The organism is Paenibacillus sp. FSL R10-2771 (assembly GCF_038000205.1).
Classification (GTDB): Bacteria; Bacillota; Bacilli; order Paenibacillales; family Paenibacillaceae; genus Paenibacillus_AQ; species Paenibacillus_AQ phytohabitans.
The window spans coordinates 559,741-583,180 of sequence record NZ_JBBOBM010000001.1; the positions used below are offsets into that span (position 1 = coordinate 559,741).

19 protein-coding genes are annotated in these 23,440 nt (G+C 56.1%); 12 read left to right on the plus strand and 7 right to left on the minus strand.

Annotated features, from left to right (window positions below; all coding sequences use genetic code 11):
- Positions 1-39: 39 nt before the first annotated feature.
- Complete coding sequence (locus tag NSU14_RS02505) at positions 40-942, minus strand: LysR family transcriptional regulator (protein ID WP_042139782.1); 903 nt, start codon at positions 940-942, stop codon at positions 40-42.
- Between the two features lie 398 nt (positions 943-1,340).
- On the opposite strand from NSU14_RS02505, the gene NSU14_RS02510 reads away from it, so the two are divergent.
- From NSU14_RS02510 to NSU14_RS02530, 5 genes are all read left to right on the plus strand, one after another.
- Positions 1,341-1,796 (plus strand): chemotaxis protein CheX, encoded by a 456-nt coding sequence (locus tag NSU14_RS02510; RefSeq protein ID WP_042139781.1) that lies wholly within the window; start codon positions 1,341-1,343, stop codon positions 1,794-1,796.
- Between the two features lie 28 nt (positions 1,797-1,824).
- Entirely contained in the window at positions 1,825-2,601 is a 777-nt protein-coding gene (locus NSU14_RS02515; RefSeq protein WP_042139779.1) for an SDR family NAD(P)-dependent oxidoreductase, read from the plus strand.
- Positions 2,602-2,765: 164 nt separating this feature from the next.
- Positions 2,766-4,253, plus strand: coding sequence for a DEAD/DEAH box helicase (locus tag NSU14_RS02520; RefSeq protein ID WP_042139778.1), 1,488 nt, complete (start codon positions 2,766-2,768; stop codon positions 4,251-4,253).
- Positions 4,250-4,996, plus strand: a complete 747-nt coding sequence (locus tag NSU14_RS02525) for an ABC transporter ATP-binding protein (RefSeq protein ID WP_042139777.1) — start codon at positions 4,250-4,252, stop codon at positions 4,994-4,996. The genes NSU14_RS02520 and NSU14_RS02525 overlap by 4 nt, the downstream gene beginning before the upstream one ends.
- A 1-nt stretch (position 4,997) precedes the next feature.
- A complete protein-coding gene (locus NSU14_RS02530; RefSeq protein ID WP_042139776.1) occupies positions 4,998-6,218 on the plus strand; it encodes an ABC transporter permease in 1,221 nt (406 codons plus the stop codon).
- 279 nt (positions 6,219-6,497) lie between these two features.
- Here the strand turns inward: NSU14_RS02530 and NSU14_RS02535 are convergent, their stop codons facing one another.
- The 3 genes from NSU14_RS02535 to NSU14_RS02545 all read right to left on the minus strand — a co-directional run bounded on the left by NSU14_RS02535 (position 6,498) and on the right by NSU14_RS02545 (position 8,711).
- Positions 6,498-6,614 (minus strand): YjcZ family sporulation protein, encoded by a 117-nt coding sequence (locus NSU14_RS02535; protein ID WP_209994562.1) that lies wholly within the window; start codon positions 6,612-6,614, stop codon positions 6,498-6,500.
- 153 nt (positions 6,615-6,767) lie between these two features.
- Positions 6,768-8,069: an aminotransferase class I/II-fold pyridoxal phosphate-dependent enzyme gene (locus tag NSU14_RS02540; RefSeq protein ID WP_042141612.1), complete on the minus strand. Its 1,302-nt coding sequence runs from the start codon at positions 8,067-8,069 to the stop codon at positions 6,768-6,770.
- Positions 8,070-8,168: 99 nt separating this feature from the next.
- Positions 8,169-8,711, minus strand: a complete 543-nt coding sequence (locus tag NSU14_RS02545; RefSeq protein WP_042139775.1) for a hypothetical protein — start codon at positions 8,709-8,711, stop codon at positions 8,169-8,171.
- A 212-nt stretch (positions 8,712-8,923) separates the two neighbouring features.
- Here NSU14_RS02545 and NSU14_RS02550 point away from each other — a divergent pair, with 212 nt between their 5' ends.
- Together NSU14_RS02550 and gpmA are read left to right on the plus strand one after the other, a co-directional pair.
- Entirely contained in the window at positions 8,924-9,709 is a 786-nt protein-coding gene (locus tag NSU14_RS02550; RefSeq protein ID WP_039306903.1) for a helix-turn-helix domain-containing protein, read from the plus strand.
- Positions 9,710-10,040: 331 nt separating this feature from the next.
- Positions 10,041-10,790: a 2,3-diphosphoglycerate-dependent phosphoglycerate mutase gene (gene gpmA / locus NSU14_RS02555; RefSeq protein WP_042139774.1), complete on the plus strand. Its 750-nt coding sequence runs from the start codon at positions 10,041-10,043 to the stop codon at positions 10,788-10,790.
- 602 nt (positions 10,791-11,392) lie between these two features.
- Here the strand turns inward: gpmA and asd are convergent.
- A complete protein-coding gene (asd, locus tag NSU14_RS02560; protein ID WP_340942586.1) occupies positions 11,393-12,184 on the minus strand; it encodes an archaetidylserine decarboxylase in 792 nt (263 codons plus the stop codon).
- 91 nt (positions 12,185-12,275) lie between these two features.
- A complete protein-coding gene (locus tag NSU14_RS02565) occupies positions 12,276-13,373 on the minus strand; it encodes a YheC/YheD family endospore coat-associated protein (RefSeq protein WP_340942589.1) in 1,098 nt (365 codons plus the stop codon).
- Positions 13,374-13,626: 253 nt separating this feature from the next.
- Between NSU14_RS02565 and NSU14_RS02570 the strand changes: the two genes are divergently transcribed.
- The 5 genes from NSU14_RS02570 (at position 13,627) to NSU14_RS02590 (ending at position 22,507) form a co-directional block, all read left to right on the plus strand.
- Complete coding sequence (locus tag NSU14_RS02570) at positions 13,627-18,879, plus strand: WIAG-tail domain (RefSeq protein WP_340942590.1); 5,253 nt, start codon at positions 13,627-13,629, stop codon at positions 18,877-18,879.
- A 214-nt stretch (positions 18,880-19,093) separates the two neighbouring features.
- Positions 19,094-19,942, plus strand: coding sequence for a glycosyltransferase family 2 protein (locus tag NSU14_RS02575; protein WP_042139772.1), 849 nt, complete (start codon positions 19,094-19,096; stop codon positions 19,940-19,942).
- Positions 19,939-20,994 carry a glycosyltransferase family 2 protein gene (locus NSU14_RS02580; RefSeq protein ID WP_340942592.1) on the plus strand — a complete coding sequence of 352 codons (1,056 nt, stop codon included), beginning with the start codon at positions 19,939-19,941 and terminating at the stop codon, positions 20,992-20,994. The genes NSU14_RS02575 and NSU14_RS02580 overlap by 4 nt, the downstream gene beginning before the upstream one ends.
- A complete protein-coding gene (locus NSU14_RS02585) occupies positions 20,991-21,728 on the plus strand; it encodes a glycosyltransferase family 2 protein (protein ID WP_340942594.1) in 738 nt (245 codons plus the stop codon). The genes NSU14_RS02580 and NSU14_RS02585 overlap by 4 nt, the downstream gene beginning before the upstream one ends.
- Before the next feature lie 47 nt (positions 21,729-21,775).
- Positions 21,776-22,507, plus strand: a complete 732-nt coding sequence (locus NSU14_RS02590) for a sugar phosphate nucleotidyltransferase (RefSeq protein WP_042139770.1) — start codon at positions 21,776-21,778, stop codon at positions 22,505-22,507.
- A gap of 27 nt (positions 22,508-22,534) precedes the next feature.
- Here the strand turns inward: NSU14_RS02590 and NSU14_RS02595 are convergent, their stop codons facing one another.
- Positions 22,535-23,101 carry a GNAT family N-acetyltransferase gene (locus NSU14_RS02595; RefSeq protein ID WP_076247532.1) on the minus strand — a complete coding sequence of 189 codons (567 nt, stop codon included), beginning with the start codon at positions 23,099-23,101 and terminating at the stop codon, positions 22,535-22,537.
- Positions 23,102-23,440: the final 339 nt, after the last annotated feature.

The window sequence follows — 23,440 nt, forward strand, 5'->3', positions numbered from 1 at the left end:
CCAAGGTGGCAGAATAGGTTGCAGGTTGCTGATCATTAGTTACTCTGAGCCGATGAACTGGGTTTCGGGCATTCCCTTAAGATCGCTCAGAAACTGCCTCATGGCCGAATTGACGTACTTCCCGGATTTGGTGATGACGCCTACAGGGTGGGTGACCTCAAGCTCAATGATCGGGACGATTTTGAGCGTGCCGCTTCGGACCTCGGCGGTTACAGACTGTTTGGAAATAACGGCTGCCCCGAGATCCAGCTCCACCATCCGTTTCACCTCTTCGCTGCTGGTCAGCTCCATGATGACCTGGGGCTGGATACCGTGTTTGGCGAGTACTTCATCGGCGAATCTCCGGCCGACGGTGTCCGGGGACAGCAGGATGAGCGGTGTTTTGCCAAGTGCCTCAATACCGGCCGATTTGACCTGGGCCAGAGGATGGCGGGGCGAGACGACCAGTTCAAAGGTATCATAATACAGGACGGAAGTTGTCATTCCGGGACTGCGGCCGATCAGATAGCCGATGCCGACATCAACGAGACCGTTCTCGACATGCTGATAGATTTGTGAAGAGGACATGGACGAGATCGAGGTTTTGATATGCGGGAACTGGTCCTGGAAATAGGACAGAATCCGCGGCAGAATCTGAATGGCAATGGAGGTGGTCGTGCCGAGAATAATATGCCCCTGGGGATTCTCTTCAAGATCCGCAAGACGCTGCTTAAGCTCTTCAACGATACCTACAATCTGCTCCGCATGCGTGAGGAATACCTGGCCCCGGTCTGTCAGGGTTACAGGCTGATTCCGGTCCACAAGCTGGGTTTTGAATTCTTCTTCGAGACTTTTGATCTGTGCTGAAACCGCCGGCTGGGTCAAATTGAGTAGTTCTCCCGCCTTGCGGAAGCTCATGGTTTTGGAAATGGTAATCAGTGTTTCAAGCTGGCTGATATTCATGGACTGCCCCCTAATGGCTACCGGATTGGTGCCGCCGTATATTGGTATCGTTGTGGGAAAGTGACTTCTTTCCAGAGGACGTTTGCGCCGTTAACAGCTTGATGGGCCAGGGTCTGCATGCTGCGGATTGTCTGCCAGGAATGAGGGGGAAATACGCAGTGAATGCTGCACCCGGAGGGAAATGCGCCGCAAATCTTACGTTCAGTGTTGGCATTTGATTAAATTATAGGAGATTACACCCGGCAGGGCAATGTCGCCGTCCAAACTATCTTGTGAATTCATTCGACAAGACCATTAATTTTTGATGAATAATGCCGATATATGAAGTATAATAAATCATTATTGCTTAGGACTTTTGGTATATGACTAAAGCCTGGTCGAGGGGGGACAGCACTTTCATGAAAGCAGAAGTAATCAATCCGTTTCTAGAGTCTGCACGAATTGTAATTGAACAGGTGATACAAGTCTCGCCGTCTACCGGTATTCTGGGTATTAAGGACATTGAACTGATCGATAATCATATATGGATTCAAGTGGGAATGACAGGTCAGCTCAGCGGGAATATTATCTTCGGAATCGCCGAGCACGTGGCGCTTAAGATGGTTTCGGCCATGATGGGCGGCTATGTGATTACGGAAATGGACGAGATGGGCCAGAGTGCCATTTCGGAGCTTGGCAACATGATCAGCGGCAATGCCAGTACTATTCTCTCCAATCAAGGGGTTTCGGTAGACATTACACCGCCGAAGTTAATGAAGACAGAGAGCATGTCCGTCCTTCCGCGCAGAGCGCTGAGTATTCCGCTTATGATGGAAGGCATCGGGGAGCTTGATATTCAGGTTATGATCTCTTAGGCGGATATTCGGGAGCTGAACACATTCCATGGCATTACAAGGCAAGGTTGTTGTTATTACAGGAGCTTCGAGCGGTATCGGTGCGCTTACGGCACAGATGATCAGCCAGCGTGGGGCCGTTCCCATTCTGCTGGCCCGTTCGGAAGACAAGCTGAAAGAAACCGCGGCCGGGATACCGGGCGTTTTTGGACTGTTCGTCTGTGATGTGACCGATGAGGCGGCAGTGGAGCGTACCTTCGCGGAGATTCTTGAACAGTACGGCAGAATCGACATTCTTCTCAATAATGCCGGTTATGGCAAATTTGCGGCTTTTACGGAAATGGAGTCCGGCGAATTCGATGCCATGATGGACGTGAACTATATGGGGATTGTCCGCTGCACCAAGGCGGTAGTGCCTCATATGCTGGAGCGCGGCAGCGGTCAGATCGTGAATGTGGCCTCTATGGCCGGCAAAATCGGCACAGCCCGCGCAGTTGCCTATACGGCTACGAAACATGCTGTTCTCGGCTTCACCAATGCGCTCCGCCAGGAGCTCCGCAAGAGCGGAATTATTGTCTCGGCCGTGAACCCCGGACCCATCGCCACCGAATTCTTCAAGACCGCCGATCCTTCAGGCAATTATGAGAAAAGCGTGAGCCGGATCATGATGACTCCGCAGCATGTGTCTGCGAAGATCGTGAAGCTGATGGACAAAGGCATGGAAGAAGTGGATCTGCCCGGTCTGGCAGCCTTCGGGATTCGTCTATACGGCTTGTTTCCGCGGCTGGCGGATAAGCTGACCTATAACGCAATGAACAGAAAATGATTGCTCAGCTATGAAGCAAACGGCTTGTCCCCTTTTGCATGCAGGATGGAATTACATATATAAAATATGGCGTAGATTGGAACTTATGGCCTTCCATTTGGTGGAGAGGCCTTTTTGGCATATAATGAACATATTATCTTAAGCGAAAAGGATGAATTACTATTATGAATAAAGCTTCTTTTGCAGCTATCGGCATTCAGGAAGACCTCGTTGCCCGATTGTCTGAATTCGGCATCACCGAACCATCCCCTGTACAGGAGCAGACGATCCCGCTTCTGCTGGAAGGAAGAGATGTTCTGGCCGCATCCCAGACAGGGACAGGCAAAACTCTGGCCTACCTGCTGCCGCTGCTGCAAGGGATCAATCCGGACCAGAAATCGGTGCAGAAGCTGGTGCTGGCACCAACCCAGGAGCTGGCGATGCAGATTCTCCGCGAAGCAGAGCGCTACGGAGCCCACCGGGGCATCCGGGCGATGGGGCTGATCGGCGGGGCGGCGATCAAACGCCAGATTGACAAGCTGCGCGAGCATCCCCAGCTGGTTGTAGGTACACCGGGACGCGTGCGGGAGCTGATCGGGCTGCGCAAGCTGAAGATGCATGAGGTGACGACGATTATTCTCGATGAGGCGGACCAGATGTTCCAGCTCAGCGGCGCGGGCGAAGTGACGAAGATCGTCAGCAGCGCGCTGCGCACACGCCAGTTGGTTATGCTGTCCGCGACCATCGGACCGGAAACCAAGCTCTTGGCCAACAAGGAAATGAAGAACATCGCAGAGGTGGGCATTGATCCCGGGATGATGACGGCCCAGAGTCTTGAACATCACTACGTGGTATCCGAGGAGCGGAACAAGGTGGATATGCTGCGCCGGGTGATCCGCCACTACAAGCCCGAGCGGGCGATTGTGTTCGTAAATGCCACCGACGATATTGCTGAGGTGACCGCGAAGCTGAATCATCTGGGCCTACCTGCCGCAGCGCTGTACGGCGATGCCGACAAGGTTACGCGCGCAAACGTGCTGGCCCGCTTCCGTGACGGCAAGCTCAAGGTGCTGGTCGCCAGCGACGTGGCGGCCAGAGGCCTGGACATTGAGAATCTGACACTGGTCGTCAGCTTCGATCCGGCCTTTGATTCCGAGCACTATGTCCACCGTGCCGGACGCACGGGGCGCATGGGCAAACGCGGCTTGTCCGTAACGATTGTTACGGAGCAGCAGACGTTCATCATGCGCAAATTCGCCCGCGAGCTGGATATCCAGCTGGACGAGCGGGAAATGGCCTTTGGCAAGGCGCTGACGGAGGGCGAGCGCAGTGAATTCCGCGGCGGCGGCGCAGGTGCAGCCCGCCGCGAAGGCACTGCCCCGCGCGGCGGCGAAGCCGGGCCGCGCACCGGCAAGCCGCAGGTGCGGACCTCGGCGGCTGGAACAGCCGGAGGGACGGGCGGCGAAGCTCCGGCAGGGCAGCCGGGCGCAGCTGGTGCTGGGGCTGGTACGGTGCGGCGTGAGCAGCACCGGCCGGGGATTGCCGCGAGCACGCGCAGCGCGGCATCACCCGCAGGCAAGGCACGCAGCAATGCGGAGCGGGACAAGAACCGCAAGAACAAGGGAGCCCCGAAGTGGCTCAAGAACAAAACCCCGAGAGGTGACGGCCAATGAACACAGCTCCCGTATTGCAAATTACGGGCTTAAGCGGAGGATACAGCCTGAACAAGCCGGTGCTGCATGATATCGGCCTGCAGGTTCAGCCCGGTGAAATGGTCGGGCTTATCGGTTTGAACGGCGCAGGCAAAAGTACAACCATGAAGCATATTCTAGGACTCATGTCTCCGCATAAAGGTGAGATTACCGTGCAGGGCAAGACGCGCAGCAGCGATCCCGAGAGCTACCACAGCGCGCTCTCCTTCGTTCCGGAGTCCCCCCTCCTCTATGAGGAGATGACCGTCCGCGAGCATGTTGAATTTACTGCTAGAGCTTACGGGGTGGAGCGCAGCGATTATGAATCGCGCACCAGCCAGCTGGCCGCACTCTTTAATATGGAGGACAAGATGGATACGCTGTCGTCCCATCTGTCCAAAGGCATGAAGCAGAAGGTGATGATTATGTGTGCGTTCGTAGCACGCCCGGCACTGTATGTGATTGACGAGCCGTTCCTCGGCCTCGATCCGCTCGGCATCCGCTCACTGCTGGATTTCATGCTGGACCTGAAGAAATCCGGGGCGTCCATTCTGCTGAGCTCGCATATCCTCTCCACCATCGAGAATTACTGCGACCGGTTCATTGTGCTGCACCGCGGAATGGTAATCGCGGAGGGAACGCTCGCCGAGATGACCGCGAAGGCCGGGCTGCAGGGCTTGAACTTGGAGCAGCTGTTCTACGAACTGGTTCAGGGAGGGAAATGATATGGATTTGAAGGAGCTGCGCCGGCAGCGGCGCAGCCGGTTTACAGGAAGCCTGATCCCCTATATGGGGTATATCATCCAGAGCGGGGTAGCAATGGTGTTCCTGCTGGTGCTGATCATCTTCTCCGCCTGGTACACTTCCCTGCTGCGCGATATCCCGGCAGGTATTCCCATCCGCTGGATTATGCTCGTCCTGCTGGTGCCGGCGGCGGTGCACAGCAGCTTCCGGACCTATCTGCAGACTCCGGATACGATCTTCCTGCTGCCGCAGGGCCACCGGATGAAGGAGTACTTCGCCCCTTCCTGGGTCAGCGGGAATGTGTGGAAGATCCTGCGGCTGGCTTTTGTCCTCATTACCTTATGGCCGCTGTACATACGCACGGATGAATCCCATCAGGGGCTGCTGGCCACGCTGCTGGTCCTGATCCTGGTGAAGCTGCTCGCCAGCTTCGGGTTATGGCGGGAGACCGCTATGCTCTCCCGGCCGGCTGCCATAGGCTACAACCTGCTGCGCTGGGCAGTGGGCACCCTGATGGTTGCGGCCTGGGTATGGCAGCCGCCGGTCCGTGCGCTGATCTTCATCGTAATTCTGGCCGCAGCCTACGCGGCAGCGCTGGCCGTACCCGGCCGGCATTCTGTTCCGTGGGAACGCCTGATTACGATGGAGAAGAATCAGGGGACCCGGGCGCTTATGGTCCTCGGCTGGTTCGTTGATGTCCCTGGACGTGAGCAGCGGGTCTATGCCCGGCGCTACCTGTCCCGGTGGGGCGGCGGCATAACCTGGCAGCGGAATTCCGCCTACCGCTTTCTCCTGACCAAAAGCTTCGCCAGAGGCGATATCTTCGGAATCGTTCTGCGGATTGCCGTATTGGACCTGTTCCTGGTCTGGATGAATCAGGACAGCTACACCGGCAGCGGCATTTATATCTTCTTCCTCTTCCTGATGGGGATTCAGCTGACGGCGCTGCGCAAGCTGCACAGCGAGTCGTTCTGGCTGACCGTGTATCCGCTGCCGGAAGGCAGCAAGAGCAAGGGAACCATCCAGTTTGTATTCCGGGCGCATCTGGTGCTGGCTCTGCTGACCGGACTGCCTCTTCTGCTTCAGGCGGGAGCGCGTCCGCTGCCGGTTCTGGGAACATTGGCGTGCGGAGCGCTGCTGGCCTATCTGTTCAAGGCCTACTCCACCCGCAAGGAAGCCCGGACGGATGAGGATGACTTGTAGAACAGACTCTTTTAGCAACAAAAATGTGCACATGAAAAATGGCCTCATACTCTGCTGACGCGGAGCGTGAGGCCATTTTTATATAGAGGGAGTTGCCCTCTTAATTTCAAAATATAAGAATTTATATGTTTCACACGATAACTTATCCTTCTATTTCTCGCTGAAACAACACCGTCCCTTAAAAGGACGGCAAAGCCGTTTCTACTTGGGTGGAACAGGGAATGCTGCAACACGGGGAGCGGAGAGAGCGCTGGGCTCCCTCCAGGGACTTATTCCCGGTTAGACAAAGAGTGAACGGCTGATGATAACCAGCAGGATAAAGAGAACCAGAATTGCGCCTGTGCTTGTGAATGCACCGTGTCCGTATCCGTATCCGCCTCTAACTTCTTCGCTCATGTTCATTCCCCTTTCGCGTTTGAGTTGTTGTACTTGAGTACATCGTATTGTATGTGCGGAGGGAAGAACGTGTATAGGCCAATGCCATAGGGCAGGGCAAAAAAAGTCAGCCCCGGAAATCCGGAGCTGACTTACGTGTGCAGAGGCTGGGAATCAGGCTTTCTCCAAATCGCGGATGCCTGCATAGACCAGATCGAACAGATCCTCAAGCTGATCCTCTTCGATGCAGGAGAAGGCAATGCGCAGATCTGTTTCGCCAAGGGCGATGGTGCCCAGCCCGTAATTGTGGATCAGATGGAGCCGTAAGGCTTCAGCCGGCACGGTGAGCAGCTTCAGGCACATGAAGTACCCGGAGTTGAACGGATAATAAGTCCATACATCATCGCCGTATTTGCCGCTGTCCAGCAGCGCCTTCACTTTGTTGGCCCGGCCTTTCATGATCTGGAACTTCTCTTCCTTCTGGGCGGCGAATTCCGGCGCCTTCAGCGCATCCAGTACAAAGGTCTGGGACGGATGCGCTCCGCTGGAGATGGTGGCCCGGATAATACCGAGTGTTTTTTGCTCCAGGGCAGCCAGCAGCTCTTTGTTCTCGGAAGCATAGGTAATGAAGCCGACGCGGAAGCCCCAGACAAATTCTTCTTTAGTAGCTCCGTCGATCTTAATTGCCAAGACACGGGGATGCAGATTCGCGAGCTTGCCAAACAGCGATTCCTTCAGTGAATCCTCGAAAAAGAGTCCGAAATAAGCATCATCGCTGACGACTACGACATTAACGCCTTCTTCAGCGGCACGCAGGATTGCGGCAACGATGGCTTCGCCTTCTTTAATGCCTGGTGTATACCCTGTCGGGTTATTAGGGAAATTGAGCAGGACGATGGCTTTGCCGCGGTCCTTCTGGGCCAGCAGCGCATCCAGCAGTCCTTCGCTGTTGAAGCTCATATCTTCGGTGAACAGCGGATAGTTAACGGTTTCGGTCAGACGGCGGATGCCGAAGGTCAGCTCGTAGTTCTCCCAGTTTTTGTCCGGATAGATGACGGCATCCCCTTGTTCTGCGAACAAGTCGGCAACTATGCTAAGCCCGTGTGTCAGGGCGTTCGTAACGACAGGATTGCTGAAGGATTTGCCTTCAAGCGACGGATTCTCACGCAGCATCTTCTCCCGCCATACCGTACGCAGCTCCGGCTTGCCTGCAGGAGGCGCGTAGCCGTACAGGTCTTTGGGGCTGTAGGCGGAGAGTTTATCCTGGATCACACCAAGGTGCATCGGCATTCCGTTCTCGGTAGCAATACCGATGGTAGCATTATACTTCTTGGCATGAGCCGTCGCTTCTGCAGACTGGCTCAGGATTCCCTCTTTGGGGAAATAGATTGCTTTGCCGAGATTAGAGAGCATATCGTACACATGTTCATTGCCTGCCTTGATGCTGTCATTCAATTGTCCAGCCAGTGGATTCATCAGTTTCATCCTTCCGGTATTCTTCTGGGATATATACGCTAACATTGCCTAACATTATATCACCGTGAATTGCCGCCGTCACTGAGGAATGCCGCGTTTTCACAAATACTTTTGGAATAAGCCGGGCGGCTCCTCCCAGATCTGGACTTCGACGTAACGCTCAGGGCCAGAGTCTCCTGCTGCGTTCCATTTCTGCGGCAGACCGTATTCGCGGACCACCTCAAGGATCTCTTTCAGTGTGTAGACCTGCCCGCGGTAAGGTTTGCCGTCCGCATAGCGCATGGTGGGAAATAAATCGCCGTAGGTGAAGCTGATCCGCTCAGGGTTGAAGGCCGCAACCGGGATATTCAGCTCCATCCCCTGTGGATACCACTGCTGCAGCCAGGGGCATCGCCCCAAAGTCATGTAATGCGGATGCCGGCGGACCGGCTTGCCTCCTTTGGCGATAAATTGCTCTCTCGCCCTCTGTTCAAGGCTGCGGCGGATCTGCAGATAATCTGCGGAACGCTGGCTGGCAAAGCCCTTACTCTGCTCCCGGATATCCTGCAGCACCGTCTCCGCTGTTTCAGGCGAAAGGTCAGACAGATTCCGGAAGGGGCCGGTGGATTCATCATAATAGTGAAAGAGATAGTGGTAGTCCATATACTTCCCGCCGATCTATAGTAGGATGATTCCTATATTTTAACAGATAGAGGGTTGATAGGAACAGTCCTGCAGGTAGGGGAAGATGTACAAAAGGGAACCGGACAAGGTATTATGAAAAGTAAGCTTACGCATTCGAAGCGGGTGTTACTGCCCGTTATTTCGAAGGAATACAGGGAAGGCATGCCCACAAAACTTTAGGAGGGACCAATATGCTGCATGCATCGCCATCCTCTTTTGTAATCCTCCCGGCTCTGGCGAAGATCGTCTGTGAACCGGGCTGGAAGTGGCAAAAAAGAGAGAAGCCGCTGCAAAATTATGATTTGTTCTATGTCTGGAGCGGGGAAGGAACCGTTGTGCGCAGCGGAGTGCCCTATCAGGTGGGGAAGGGAAGCTGCTTCCTGTTCCGCCCGGGAGATCACACCAGTGCTACACATAATCCGCAGAAACCGCTTGTGCTTACATATATTCATTTCGATGTCGCTGAAGAGGTGACGGAGATCCCTGCGCCTTATCATGAACTGACGGAGACCGTGGAGTTCGAGCATCTGCTGGCCCGTTACGTCCGCCTGTTCCTGGTGCAGACCTACGCTGCAGAGGAAGAAGGCCGCCTGATCCTGAAGCAGCTGATGATTCATCTGCTGCGGCAGGACCAGGTCGTGCCAATTGAGCGCCATGTCAGCAACCAGCTGGCTGAGGTGATCCACGAGGTGGCTAACTATGTCAGCCAGCATCCAGGGGCTGCGCACCGGGTGGAGGATCTGGCCGCACGGGCAGGGCTGTCGCCGCGTTACTTCTCGATCAAGTTCAAAGAGATCACCGGCTCCTCGGTTCAGTCCTATGTGATCCGCACCCGGATTGAACGGGCCCAGCATCTCTTGCTGTACGCCGGTATGAATGTGACTGAGGTGGCGGATGCGCTGGGCTACCGCGATATCTTCTTCTTCAGCCGCCAGTTCAAGCAGCACACCGGCAAAAGCCCATCGGAAATACGCTGACAACCAGCGCTCCCGAATATGGCTGGATGGCCCGGTGACCCGGGAGCACAGCGAAACAGTATGTAAGCCCTTCTCGTCCAGGCGGGAGAAGGCCAGTCCTGCCGGATTACCGGCAGGGCTTTTTGGGGAATAGATAATATAGACCTCTGACGGAACGGCGCGCCCATTCAGGGCGGGGCCGTTTCTTCTATTACAATGGCTGCTGGGAAGCCGGGGACGTAAAGTTGAAGAGAGCACCTGTCTGTGACAGAATATAAGAATGATCCGCATAAGAACTGAGAAGCTGCCGCTAAGAGCAGCTGAATAAACACACGGGAGAAGGAGAGAACTTATGTACGAAATAGTACTGATACGGCATGGAGAGAGTGAATACAACCGGCAGAACCTGTTTACGGGCTGGAGTGATCCCGATCTGACGGAGAAGGGTGTGGAAGAGGCGAAGAAAGCAGGCAAGCTGCTGAAGGATGCGGGATACACGTTCGATCTTGCCTTCGCCTCGGTGCTGAAGCGTTCAATTAAGACACTAAACTATGTGCTGGATGAGATGGATCTGCTGTGGATTCCCGTGCAGAAATCGTGGAAGCTGAATGAGCGCCATTACGGAGCGCTGCAGGGCCTCAGCAAAAGTGAAACCGCACTGAAATACGGCGAGGAACAGCTCCATATCTGGCGGCGCAGCCTCTCGGTCCGGCCTCCGATGCTGGAGCCGGATGATCCGCGTTATGCCAGAAATGATATCCGCTATAAGGAAGTGCGTCCCGGCGATATTCCGCGCGGAGAGAGCCTGGAGGATACCGTGCACCGGGTTGGCGATTTCTGGGGCAACCGGATTGTGCCGCTGATCCGCAAGAAGGAACGCGTCCTGATCTCGGCGCATGGCAATACGCTGCGGGCCCTGATCAAATACATGGAGGATATTGATGAAACGGCGCTGCTGGATCTCAATATTCCAACCGGCGTCCCGCTGGTCTACAAGCTGGATGATGATGTGAAGCCGATCAGCCGCTTCTATCTCGGCGAGCCGGAAGAGGTACAGGAGAAAGCGCGCGAGGTGGCTAATCAGAGTAAGGTTACGGAGTAACTCGGGTAATTAGAGGGATAAATCCCTTTGATTAAGCTGGAAGTGGGCTGGACGAGGGAATTAGAGGGATAAATCCCTTTGATTACGCTGGAAATGGGCTAGGCGAGGGAATGTATGCGAAAAACCGAGTACAATGCACCAGCGTTAGGGCAGACGAGCCGATTGTATGCGAAAAACCGAGTACAATGCACCAACGATAGGGCAGACGAGCCGAATGTAAGCGAAAAACCGAATACAATGCACCAAAGATAGGGTAGACGCGCCGAATGGATGCGAAAAACCGAATACATTGCACCAAAGACAGGGCAAACGAGGCGAATGTATGCGAAAAACCGAGTACAATGCGCCAGCGATTGGGTAGATGAGCCGAAGGTAAGCCGGGTATACTGATGCTCAGAGAGCGAAGCAGGTAAGGAACACCTTTATACGGTAAAATTATAGCAGAAGTAAACGGTCCGGACTTTTGCGAAACGCTTCTTCAGCAATAACAAAGCCCCGCACAAGATACACTCACGTATCTTTGTGCGGGGCTTTGCCTGTCTGTGAAGCATTTCATAAATCCCTCTTGAGCTGTTTCTTTCAAGCCGGACTCTGCCCGGTAGCTAAGTAGCCCGCCGCATCTCACCCAGCAGCTCGCCCATCTTCACCTTCGTGTCCACGGTAAGCCCGTGGCGCGGGGTGAAGGTGCCGCTCTCCAGTAGAAGAACTACGGTAGAACCGAATTCGAAATAGGCTAGATCGTCGCCTATTTGCCATTCAGTAGCGGATTCATCAGTGTAGCGGATACTGCTCACATTCATTGCGCCTACCTTGACCATGGCGGTTTCGCCATAGCTGCCGGCTATATAAGTAATCAGCCGTTCGTTGCGGCTCAGGACACTCTTCATATGCCGCATGCCGAAATCATTCACGGGATAAGCCCGCCCGCGGATATAATCGCTCTCCCGCAGCTGTCCGGTTAACGGGGAATGAATCCGGTGATAATCGGTGGGGCTCAGGTAGAGGACGAAATAATAGCCTTTTTTATACAATTCGAGGTGTGGCGAATGATTAAGCAAATCCTCCAGCGTATAATCCTGACCCTTCACATTCATTATTGTTCCGCAGTTAATGTCGCCCATTGCCGTAATCATGGCATCCACAGGACTTGCCACAGCCTGTTCACCGCTTGCCACCGGCCGCATTCCCGGCTTCAGGCGTCTGCTGAAGAATTCATTAAGTGTACGGTATTCTCCTGCAGTCTTCTCCGCCTCGGCGGCAGGAATATGATAGGAACGAATAAATACCGGAATCATAAAGCGGCTGAGTCTGCTATGGGAAAAAGCGCCCATTACCCGGGAAAGCCATCTGTGTGAGGATAGCTCGGTCATCAGCCGCAGCAATTGTTTAACCATGCCCATCTCCCTTCCATCATGCAGCAGCAAGGTCCCGGTAGCCAAGGACCTCACCCGCTCTGCATTATATTGACATAGAATAGAAGACAAATCAATAAGAGTTATGCCGTGCAGCCTCTTCATACAGATATCTGGCATAGCCCATTGGGCGGCGGTAGCTTTCTTTCCAGATGAGGCCGAGCCCGGCTTTCTTGAAGCCGTAACGCTGGTCGCGCCCGTTGCATTCGATGAAATATAAGCGTCCGCTCCCCGTAACGCCGATGTCCAGACCGATATCGGCAAGGCCCGGGAGGCTCTGCTCCAGCTCACGGGCAATGGCGAGACTGAGGGAGAGGACAGACATGCGGATCCGCGAGGCCGCTTCGCCGGGGAAAGCCTTCTCCAGAGCGAAGGATGAACTCAGCGCTTCGCCCCCCCGGGCGATGTTGGACACGAAGCCGCCCGGTGGCGCCAGCTTGGCGAACATGCCGGTTACCTGCCAGTCTCCGCCCCAGCCGCGCTGTACAGTAATGCGCAGATCAAAGGGGCGGCCGTTTATCTCAGCCAGTGGTATCCGCTCCTGCACCAGGTACGGTACCGAAGAGAGTCTGGCGCGGAGTGCCCGGGGCATGGCGCCCTGATTCACCGGCACACTGTACCAGCGTCTTGAGCCGGTAGGAGAGTAGCTCCATTTCCACCGTCCTGCCCCGCTGATCCGTGTAAGACGCATAACCCCGTTACCTACACTCCCCCGGCAAGGCTTGAGAATGAGATCCGGATATCTCTCCATCATTTCCTTCAGGCCGGACATTCCGGCGGATGTGACTGGCAGAACCGTCTGCAGTTCCTGGTTTTGCTCCAGCAGGCCGTGAATCTGATCCTTGCCGTAGCGGTTGCATGTATTGTATACCTGAATACCCTGCCGGAGCAGCCGCTGGACGCCGCTGCTGCCCGGGTCATAGATCGCCCGGTTATGGATGACCTCCGGCGTCGGGATGACTTGACTCCGGTATCCGTGCAGACCCTTTATATATGCCCTGCTGAAGCCGGTCTGCGTATCGATGCCGGACAGCTTCAGAAAGCAAGGGGTTAATCCGTATGCGGCGGCGGCCTCCTCGTAGTTGGCCAGAGATTCCTGTCCGGTTTTTAACCGGGGAACGCCCCCGTGCACAGCGGCATTTAGCAGTATCCCAACGAGCTTTTGCCCCATGTTCGTTCCTCCCGTTATCTTGAAGTAGCTTCCCGGCTGATTTTTCGTCTCCTGTCATTGTATGTGTGTACGTGCCCGTCAGGGTTGGACGGATGCGCGGCGGCAGATGCCCTTTTTTGAGAGGCGGGAATGAAATTCTTTTGAACACTACACCCTTTTCTTAACAAAGCTTAGCCGGAGGAATGGTGTCATCAGCCCATACTACTGCATATGATGCCTAGGAGAAACAACAGATGGAAGGAGGAGACTGCTTGTGAAGAGTTCCAAAAGAAATCAGCATCGCAGTTCAAAAAAGCCGCTCTATTATGTAGATGATCCCAATAAGACTGAACTTAGCATGTTGAAAAGCAGTCCCAAAATACAAGAAGTGAAAGAATCTGCCGCCGTAGAAGCGGTGGATACTGTGGACCGGACGCTGCAGGTCAGCGGGGTGGAAATCCTGGAGGCGCCGGAGGAGGTCCGGCAGACTTTGCTTGAACCAGAGGCTATTCAGGAAACGGTAGTGGAAGAGGACCAGGAGCAGCATGAGGATGTTGAATCTCTGGTGGAGCCGGCTGTCATTGTAACTGTGGAAAAAGAGCGCCTGCAGCCCGTCTATACCGATGATCTGTCCGATGCGGCAGTCACCGGTGCCAAGATTGCTCCGCGCACGATTGACGGGTCCAAGCTGAAGTTCGGCATCATTGGTACGCCATGGCTGCAGGACTATGCTGTGCAGAACATCAACATCGCGGACAAGGCGATTACTTCCTCTAAGATTGCTCCGGAATCCATTGCCGGCGAGCATCTGGCGGAAGGCAGTATCAGCGGAGGGAAGCTGCTGGATCATTCCATTGGCGGAGAAAAGCTGAAGAATGGCAGCATCGGTCCGGAGAAGCTGGCTGACCGGATTATTGGCGGAGGGCAGATTGCCGACGGAGCCATCAGCAGCCGGCATCTCAGCGAGTTCATCATCACGGCGGAGCTGCTGGATGACGGTGCGGTTACCGGAGAGAAAATTCTCAGCAGCAGTATTGTCAGCCGCCACATCGGCAACGGCAGTATTGACCGCTCGAAATTGGCAGATGAAGCCATATCCGGGGACAAAATCGCCGATGGAGAGATCAGCGGCGTCAAGCTGGGCGACGCGGTGATTGAAGGCCGCCACGTAGGTGAAGGCGTCATTACATCGAAGCATCTGGCTCCTGGCGCAATTGGACGGGAGCAGCTGGCTACCCGGCTGATCGGGAAAGAGCAGCTTCAGGCGGGCATCATTGACGGCGGGCATCTCGCGGACGCAGCAGTCGGATCACGGCAGATCAAGGAGAAGGCTGTCCGCAGCCAGCACTTAAGCCCGGAGAGCGTAAATGCGGAGCATATCGCTGACGGGGAAATTGGCAGCCGGCATCTGGCGGACCGCAGTATTTCATTCGTGAAGCTGGCAGAGGGTGCAGTGGGTACAACACAGCTGATCGAGCAGGCGGTGACTTCCTCCAAGATCGCGGACCAGAGCATCCTGCCGCATAAGCTGGCTGATGAAGCGGTAACTACACGCCATATCGCCAAATCCGCAGTACGCGGACCGCAGATTGCCCTGCAGGCCATCACCTCGGCCCATCTGCAGCGCGAAGCCGTAGACAATTCCCACCTGGCTATAGAATCTGTCGGATCTGCGCAGCTCCAGCAGCATGCCGTTCTTGCCGGGCATTTGGCTCCCGGGGCCGTTACGGAAGAGCAGCTGGCGTATGACTCTGTTACGGGAGAACATCTTAGTCCCCAGAGTGTCAGCTCAACCAAGCTGGCGGACGGGAGTGTCATTTCCGCCAAGCTGGCCACCGGTGCGGTTGGCGGAAATGCCCTCGCCAGAGAAGCGGTCAGCGGAGAACATATCGCCGTCTGTGCCGTTGAAGAGAAGCACCTGGCCGATGGCAGCATCAGCAGCCGCGTGCTGCAGGAGGAAGCGGTCGACGCTGAACATCTGGCTCCGGGAGCTGTAGAGCGCAGGCATCTCGGGGAAAATAGTGTAACTTCATCCGCCCTGCAGTCCGGTTCGGTATCGGGAGATAAGCTGGCTTCCGGAGCAGTGAAGGAGGCGCACCTCGCTGCCAGCATTGTACAGCCGCATCATTTGGCCGACCATGCTGTAACTTCATTGAAATTATCGCCGGAGAGTGTCTCAACAGACAAACTTGGTGATTTATCGGTTACCTCGATCAAGCTGGCTGACGGCAGTGTGAGTGCTTCAAAGCTGGCAGCTTTAGCCGTGCAGAGCGAACATTTAGCAGCAGGTGCCGTTGGACCGGATTCCATCAGCGATACATCGGTGCAGGGCAGACATCTCGCGCCGGGAAGTGTGGGCGGAGCGCATATCCGTCCGATGTCGGTCGGTAACGGACATATCATTCCTAGCTCTGTATCCTCTATCCAGATTCAGGATGGCAGCATCGGTGCCGCCAAGCTGGCGGAGGGTGCTGTAGCCTCCCGCCATCTCGCAGCCGGAATTGTAGCTGGCAGCCACTTGGCTGAATCCTCGGTAGAAGGACAGCATATAGCTGGCGGCAGCATCAGCCTGGCTCATCTGGCGGCAGAAGTCCGCAGCGGGGAGCTTCTGCCGGACGGCAGCATCAGCGGGGAGAAGCTGGCCCCGGGGGCTGTGGAATCTGTCCATCTGGCCCCGGACAGCGTGCAGACTATCCATTTGACACCGGAAGCCGTAGAAGGGCAGCACATCCGTGCAGGCGAGATCACGCTGGCGCATCTGGCGAAAGAAGCGCGCAGTGCAGATCTCCTGCCGGATGGCAGCATCGTGGGCAGCAAGCTGGGAGCAGGCGCTGTAGGCGCTTTTCATCTGGCGGCAGGCAGCGTCTACAGCGGCCATCTGGCTGCGGGTGCCGTAGACAGCCGTCATATCCGGCCCGGCAGCATCCAGCTGGCACATCTGTCCCAGGATACACTGACCTCAGATCTGCTGCCGGATGGCAGCATTAGCAGCGAGAAGCTGGCCGCAGGTGCGGTAAGCTCGCTGAATCTGCAGCAGGAGAGCATCTATGGCGAGCATCTGGTTGACGGTATACTGCAGGAACGGCATTTGCATTCCGGCCTGATCAAGCTTGAGCATCTGGCAGATGAAACCCGGAGTGCGGAGCTGCTGCCGGACGGCAGTATTGGCGGAAGCAAGCTGGCGGCAGGTGCGGTAGGCTCCTTCCATCTGGCTGCGGGCAGCATCTATGGCGGTCATCTGGCTCCAGATGCAGTGGACAGCCGCCATATCCGCACCGGCAGCATCCAGCTTGCACATCTGGCTTCCGAGACGCTGAGCGCCGAGCTGCTGCCGGATGGCAGCGTTGACGAAAGCAAGCTGGCCACAGGAGCTGTACATTCACAGCATCTGCAGCTGGAGAGCATCCACGGCGAGCATCTTGCGGATGAATCGCTTGAAGAGCGGCATTTAAGTTCGGGTATCATTAAGCTTGAGCATCTGGCAGACGAAGTACGAAGTGCTGAGCTGTTGCCTGACGGCAGTATTGGAAGCAGCAAGCTGGCGGCAGAGGCAGTGGGGCCGCAGCATCTGAAGCCGCAGAGCGTCCACGGAGAGCATGTCGCGGAAGGGTCGCTGGAAGGGCATCACTTGGCCTCCGGCAGCATCCTGCTGGAACATCTGGCGCAGGAAGTCCGCAGCTCTGAGCTGCTGCCGGACGGCAGTATCAGAGGAAGCAAGCTGGCGGCTGGTGCAGTAGGCTCTGTTCATCTGGCTTCCGGCAGCGTCTATGGCGGTCACCTGGCACCGGAAGCAGTGGACAGCTGCCATCTGCGCGCGGGCAGCATCAAGCGTGAGCATCTGGCTGAAGATACGCTGAGCTCAGAGCTGCTGGCAGATGGCAGCATCACCGGAAGCAAGCTGGCGGAAGGTGCTGTAGGTGCCCAGCATCTGCAGGAGCAGAGCATCCAGAGCGGACATCTGGCAGACGGCGCATTGGAAGAGCGTCATTTGAGCAGCGGTATTGTGACGAAGCTGGAACATCTCGCAGCGGAGACTCGCAATGCAGGGCAGATAGCAGACGGCAGCATCACCGGCAGCAAGCTGGCGGAAGGTGCTGTAGGTGCCCAGCATCTGCAGGAGCAGAGCATCCAGAGCGGACATCTGGCAGACGGCGCATTGGAAGAGCGTCATTTGAGCAGCGGTATTGTGACGAAGCTGGAGCATCTCGCAGCGGAGACTCGCAATGCAGGGCAGATAGCAGACGGCAGCATCACCGGAAGCAAGCTGGCGGAAGGTGCAGTGGGTGCTCAGCATCTGCAGGAGCAGAGCATCCAGAGCGGACATCTGACAGACGGTGCGCTGGAAGAGCGTCATTTGAGCAGCGGTATTGTGACGAAGCTGGAGCTTCTCGCAGCGGAAACGCGCAATGCAGGGCAGATAGCAGACGGCAGTATCACCGGCAGCAAGCTGGGGCTAGGCGCAGTAAGTGCCCAGCATCTGCAGGAGCAGAGCATCCGGAGCGGACATCTGACAGACGGCGCACTGGAAGAGCGTCATTTGGGCAGCGGCCTTGTGAAGAAGCTGGACCATCTCGCAGCGGAAACGCGTAATGCAGGGCAGATAGCAGACGGCAGCATCACCGGCAGCAAGCTGGCGGCAGGCGCAGTGGGTTCCTATCATCTGGCTCCGGGCAGCATATTCGGGGGCCATATGGCCCCGGGCGCGGTAGACGGCCGCCATATCCGCACCGGCAGCATCAGTCTGGACCATCTGGCCGAGGATACGCTGACCTCCGAGTTGCTGGCAGACGGAAGCATCACTGGCAGCAAGCTGGCGGCAGGCGCAGTAAGTGCCCAGCATCTGCAAGGGCAGAGCATCCAAGGAGAGCATCTGGCAGACGGCGCACTGGAAGAGCGTCATTTGAGCAGCGGCATTGTGAAGAAGCTTGAGCAGCTTACAGAGGAAACGCGCGGTGCAGGGCAGCTGACGGACGGCAGCATTACCGGCGAGAAGCTTGCTCTTGGCAGCATCGGAACCCAACATCTGACCGAAGGTTCGGTAGGGAGTGCAGAGCTTCAGGACGAAGCGGTGGATGCTTCCAAAATCACTTCATTTGCCATTCAATCCCGCCATCTGGAAGAAGACAGCGTGCAGAGCTATCATATTGCTCAAGGTGCAGTGACCGGAGACCATCTGGCGCCCGGAACGGTTAATCCCGAGCATCTGTCGTTCAGTCCGGTACAGAGTGCCGGGAACCGGGAGGTTCTGCAGCAGTTCGGCATGACAGCCTTCATGTTTAATGGAGACGCGCAGAGTGTTGAGGTAACTGTATCTTTTGATGAGAGCTTCGGCCATACCGGCTATGTGCTGGTCGCCATGACCAACCAGCCGTATTTCCATGCTTCGCTGAAGAACAGATCGGGCGGGGACGCGACGATTGAAGTAGTGCGCCTGCGCGAAACTCCTCACTTCTATGGAGTGCTGTCCTGGATCGCCCTCGGTTCGCCTCTGGTGAAGCCGGCTGCAGATCATCGGGTGTTTGATTAGAGCAGGAAGATGAACCACAAAGAGCGCAGCCGCCGGCTGCGCTCTTTGTGTTGATAAGGGCGGCAAAATCCGGGTTCAACCGGACTGCGGCAGCGGGAGGGCATTTGTCCAAATTTCTGCAAGAAGGGAGACACTTGCCGTTACCCGGGACAGCGGATTACATAGACTGTGATGTAACCCTCAGCCCGGAGACCATGCCCTGCAAGGAAGGTGGATGAGCTTGAAGCACATACGTACATCTGCCCGCCGCACGGGGCGGCGGGCTTTGCAACCCAAACGGCGGATTTCCCGGCCGGCGCGCCCTGCCGTGCCGCTCCCTGCGGCCAACCACCCCGCTCCCTATGTGTCGGTGATCATTCCGGCTATGAATGAAGCCGGAACGATTGGCAAGGTGATTGCCGGAGCCAGGGAAGTCCATCCCCGCTGTGAGGTTATTGTTGTGGTTAACGGTTCTGCCGACAATACGGCAAAGATTGCATTGTCACTGGGAGCACATGTCATTCACTTCGAGCAGCCGCTCGGTCATGATGTGGGCCGCAGTGTTGGAGCAGAGGCGGCCAAAGGAGAGGTCCTGCTTTTCATTGACGGGGATTTTGTGCTTACCGCTTCACAGCTGCGTCCCTTTGTGGCCGCGGTCAGTCATGGAACAGATGTGGCTCTGAATGATTACTCCGGTCCGGTCCGTCAGGAATTCCCGCATCCGGTGGTGCTCTCCAAGCATGTGCTCAACATTATGCTTGGCCGTCCGGATCTGAAGGGCTGTTCGCTGACGGCGGTGCCTCATGCACTCAGCCGCAGAGCTCTTGCCTCTCTGGGGAGCGGCCTGTTATCACGGCCGCCTCTGGCACACGCGCAGGCGGTGCTTGAGGGCCTGCAGGTGAAGGCTGTGCATAAGGTGCCGGTCGGCAGGCTGAATGCCGTACGGCCCAAGCAGGCGGGAACAGATCCCTTGCGTGAGATTATTCTCACGGATCATCTGGATGCGGCAGGTCTGGTCCTTCAGCGCAGAGGCGAAAGAGCGGGCTTCATTGACGGCAACCGGCGAAGGGGGATGGTGAGATGACAGCAGCACCGGAGCCTTCATCCGGACACCGGCAGGAGGTTCACGTATCTTCCCGTGCAAAAGCATCGGGCAGAAGCAGGGCTTCTGCCCGGCGTACCCGGCCGGGCAGCTCCGCCTCCCGGAGCAAGGCGGCCAAACCAGCCGCCGCTGCGCCCCGCCGGAGCAGCGCCGCCAAAGCTGCAGCTGTCCGGCGGCAGGCGGCAGGCAAAGCGGTTTCCCGCCGCGCGGCAGCGGGGGCTTCTGCCGCCGGCAATGCTGCCGGCAGCGGAGCAGGACGGCAGCTGCCGGCTCTGTACGGTTCATTGTCCGTGGTTATCTCGGCCAGGAATGAGGAGCAGACCTTGTTGAAGCTGCTTGATCAGGTAACCCGGCTCAAGCCGCTGGAGATTATTGTCGTGCTTAACGGCTGCAGCGACCGCAGCTTCCAGCGTACCCGGCTATGCCCACAGGCGACAATTGTGCATATTCCGGAATCTGCCGGACATGATGTGGGACGGTCGCTTGGCGCCAAGCTCAGCCGGGGTGACATTCTGCTGTTCCTGGACGGGGATATGGTGATTCCCGCCCGGCAAATGTCTCTTTTTGCGGAGGCGGTGGATGGCGGTGTTGATGTAGCCTTGAATGATCTTGATCATCTGCTGCCCCCCTTTGCCCTCAGTGATGCGGTTACCCGCTGCAAAATGTATCTGAATGCCGTACTGGGGCGGAGTGATCTGGGCGTCAGCTCGATGACAGCTGTTCCCCATGCCTTGTCAAGGAAGGCGCTGGAGCGGATCGGCTACCGTGAGCTTATGGTGCCGCCGAAAGCGCATGCGCTCTCGGTTATGCGGCAGCTGCGGGTGGAGAAGGCAGGCACGGTGAATGTGATCAAGCATAACCGGCTGCGCCAGAGCAACACAGGGGCCGGAAATGCGATGGAACAGCTGATCGCCGGTGATCATGCCGAGGCGCTGGCCCAGGTTCTTGGAGAGCAGCAGGCAAGCGGGCGGCTGTCCGAGAGCCATCTGCAGGAGCAGCGCCGGCAGATGGCGGCGTGGAGGAATGCCCTATGACACTGACCAGCATTATTATTCCAACGTATAACAGGCTCGGCCTGCTGCGTTCCTGTGTTGAATCAATCAGGGCGTATACGGATTCACCCTATGAAATTATTGTAGTCGACAATGCCTCAAGTGACGAAACGGATGCTTACTGCCGCACGAATAAGCTTACCCTTGTTTCCCTTCCGGAGAACCGCGGTTTTCCGCTGGCCTGCAATCTGGGGCTGCAGCTGGCTGCGGGAGATGAGCTTTTGCTGCTGAACAATGATGTTATTGTGTCGCAGGGCTGGCTGGCGAATCTGAAGAGCGCTTTGTACAGCGCCCCGGATATCGGAATGGTGGGTCCGGTGACCAATTATGCCAGCGGACGGCAGCAGGTGGAGACGGGGTATACGGATATTCCGGGTTATCATGCTGAAGCCCGTTTGGCGAATGCTCCGGATGCGGCGAAACGGCTGGAGGCCAGAAGGCTTGTAGGGCTGTGCTTATTATTCAAAAGAGAGCTCATGGATACCATCGGCCTGCTGGATGAACGCTTTTCACCGGGACATTTCGAGGATGATGATTACTGCTACCGCGCCAGACTGAAGGGATACCGGCTGCTGATCGCGGGAGATTGTCTGGTGCATCATGAAGGCAGCGCCAGCTTCAGGGAAGTCTACTCTTCCTCACTTCAGGAGCTGGTGGAGCGTAACCGCAGATTATTTATGGAGAAATGGCATGTAGATCCCGCACAATTCATCTGAGGGGCCAGGCCAAAGGCTAAAGACATAGATAAAGAGGAGGAAAGTAAGTGAAAGGAGTCATACTGGCGGGCGGAACAGGAACAAGGCTTTACCCGTTGACCCGGCTTATGAACAAACATTTGCTTCCGGTCGGCAAATATCCTATGGTGTGTTACGGCATTGACCGGCTGCGCCGGGGGGGTATAACCGATATTCTCCTGGTCATCAGCAAACAGTCCGCAGGACAGTACACCGACTTTTTGGGCAGCGGCGCGGAATTCGGTGTATCCCTGACTTACAAAATCCAGGAAGCTGCAGGAGGCATCGCGGAAGCGCTCGAGCTGGCAGAAGGATTTATTTTGCCGGGGGAACGGTTTGTTGTGCTGCTTGGTGACAATCTTTTTATGGATGATCTGAAGCCTTATGTGGAGAGTTATCTGCAGCAGCCGCAGGGATCGGCGAAGGTGTTACTGAAACCGGTCGATGATGCGCGGAGATACGGGGTTCCGGTGTTTGACAGCGGGGATTCGTCCCTGATTGCTTATATTGAAGAGAAGCCGGAGCATCCGAAGACTAAATTCTGTGTTACAGGTATTTATATGTACGATGAAGCGGTATTCGATATTATCCGCCGCGTATCCCCTTCCAAGAGAGGGGAGCTGGAAATTACCGACGTGAACAATATTTATGCCGCAGAGCGCAAGCTTAGTTATGATGTGCTCAAGGGCTGGTGGAGTGATGCGGGAACGTTCCAGTCCTTACGCGAAGCCGGAGAAAAGCTGAGAGATACGCTGCCCTGAGGGGCAGCTTTTTTAATAGATAAGTATTTATATGTTGTGGGGTCCCCGCAAAATACCAGTATCATCATCGAAGCTAATGGCGGGCCGGGCGATTCTCCACCAGAGCAGGTCTTCGGTCTCCCGGTACAGCTCTGCATCCAGATACTGCAGCACGCGGTGCGAGGCGGTATTATCCTTCTCGGTATCCGCGATGACCCAGCGTGCATCCGGATGATTGAAGATCCAGGCCGTGATGTGCCGCACCGCTTCCGTAGCGTAGCCTTGCCCCCGGTACCTCTCATCGATGACATAACCAAGGATGACCTCGCCTTGTTCATTCGGCCCGCCTTTGAGGATCAGGAAGCCGATAATCCGCTGCTCCTCCCGATGAATAATGGCCCAATTGGTCAGCCACGGATAGTTCTGCTCATCCTGGAGAACCTTGGCGTGCCTGACACGCATGGCATAACGCATCTCTTCGTCATCCAGCAGGGTTGGGGCTGCGGTTACGTTCAAGCCCAGCGACTGCTCCAGCTCCGCGTAATTGTCCAAGGCCAGTGCCAGCTCGGCTGCAGTCAGGGGCCGCAGATTCAGACGGTTGTCTGTAAGTTTCATAGATTACCTCCAGTTCCATTCCGGATACATAGATCCGGACAACTATAATATAGCTCCGATTTCAGCCAAGCATAGTCTGCTGTTGAACTGCTTGTCAATATCCTCCAGTTGGTAACCTTCCCGTAAGCCTCGGCATTATCCGCGCCAGTCTCCCCTCCATGCCCCACGAGTTCCCCGCCAGTCCCCTCGAGTCCTCCGTTGCTGCCCCTTCAGTCCTTCGCGCCCGGAAGCAGTTGGATTTTCTCCACTTAATAATCCCGTTTTGTCTTTTGTATCCACCCTAAGTGGAAAAAAGGCATTTAATTCTTCACTAATGTACTTTTTTGCCCGGCCAATATA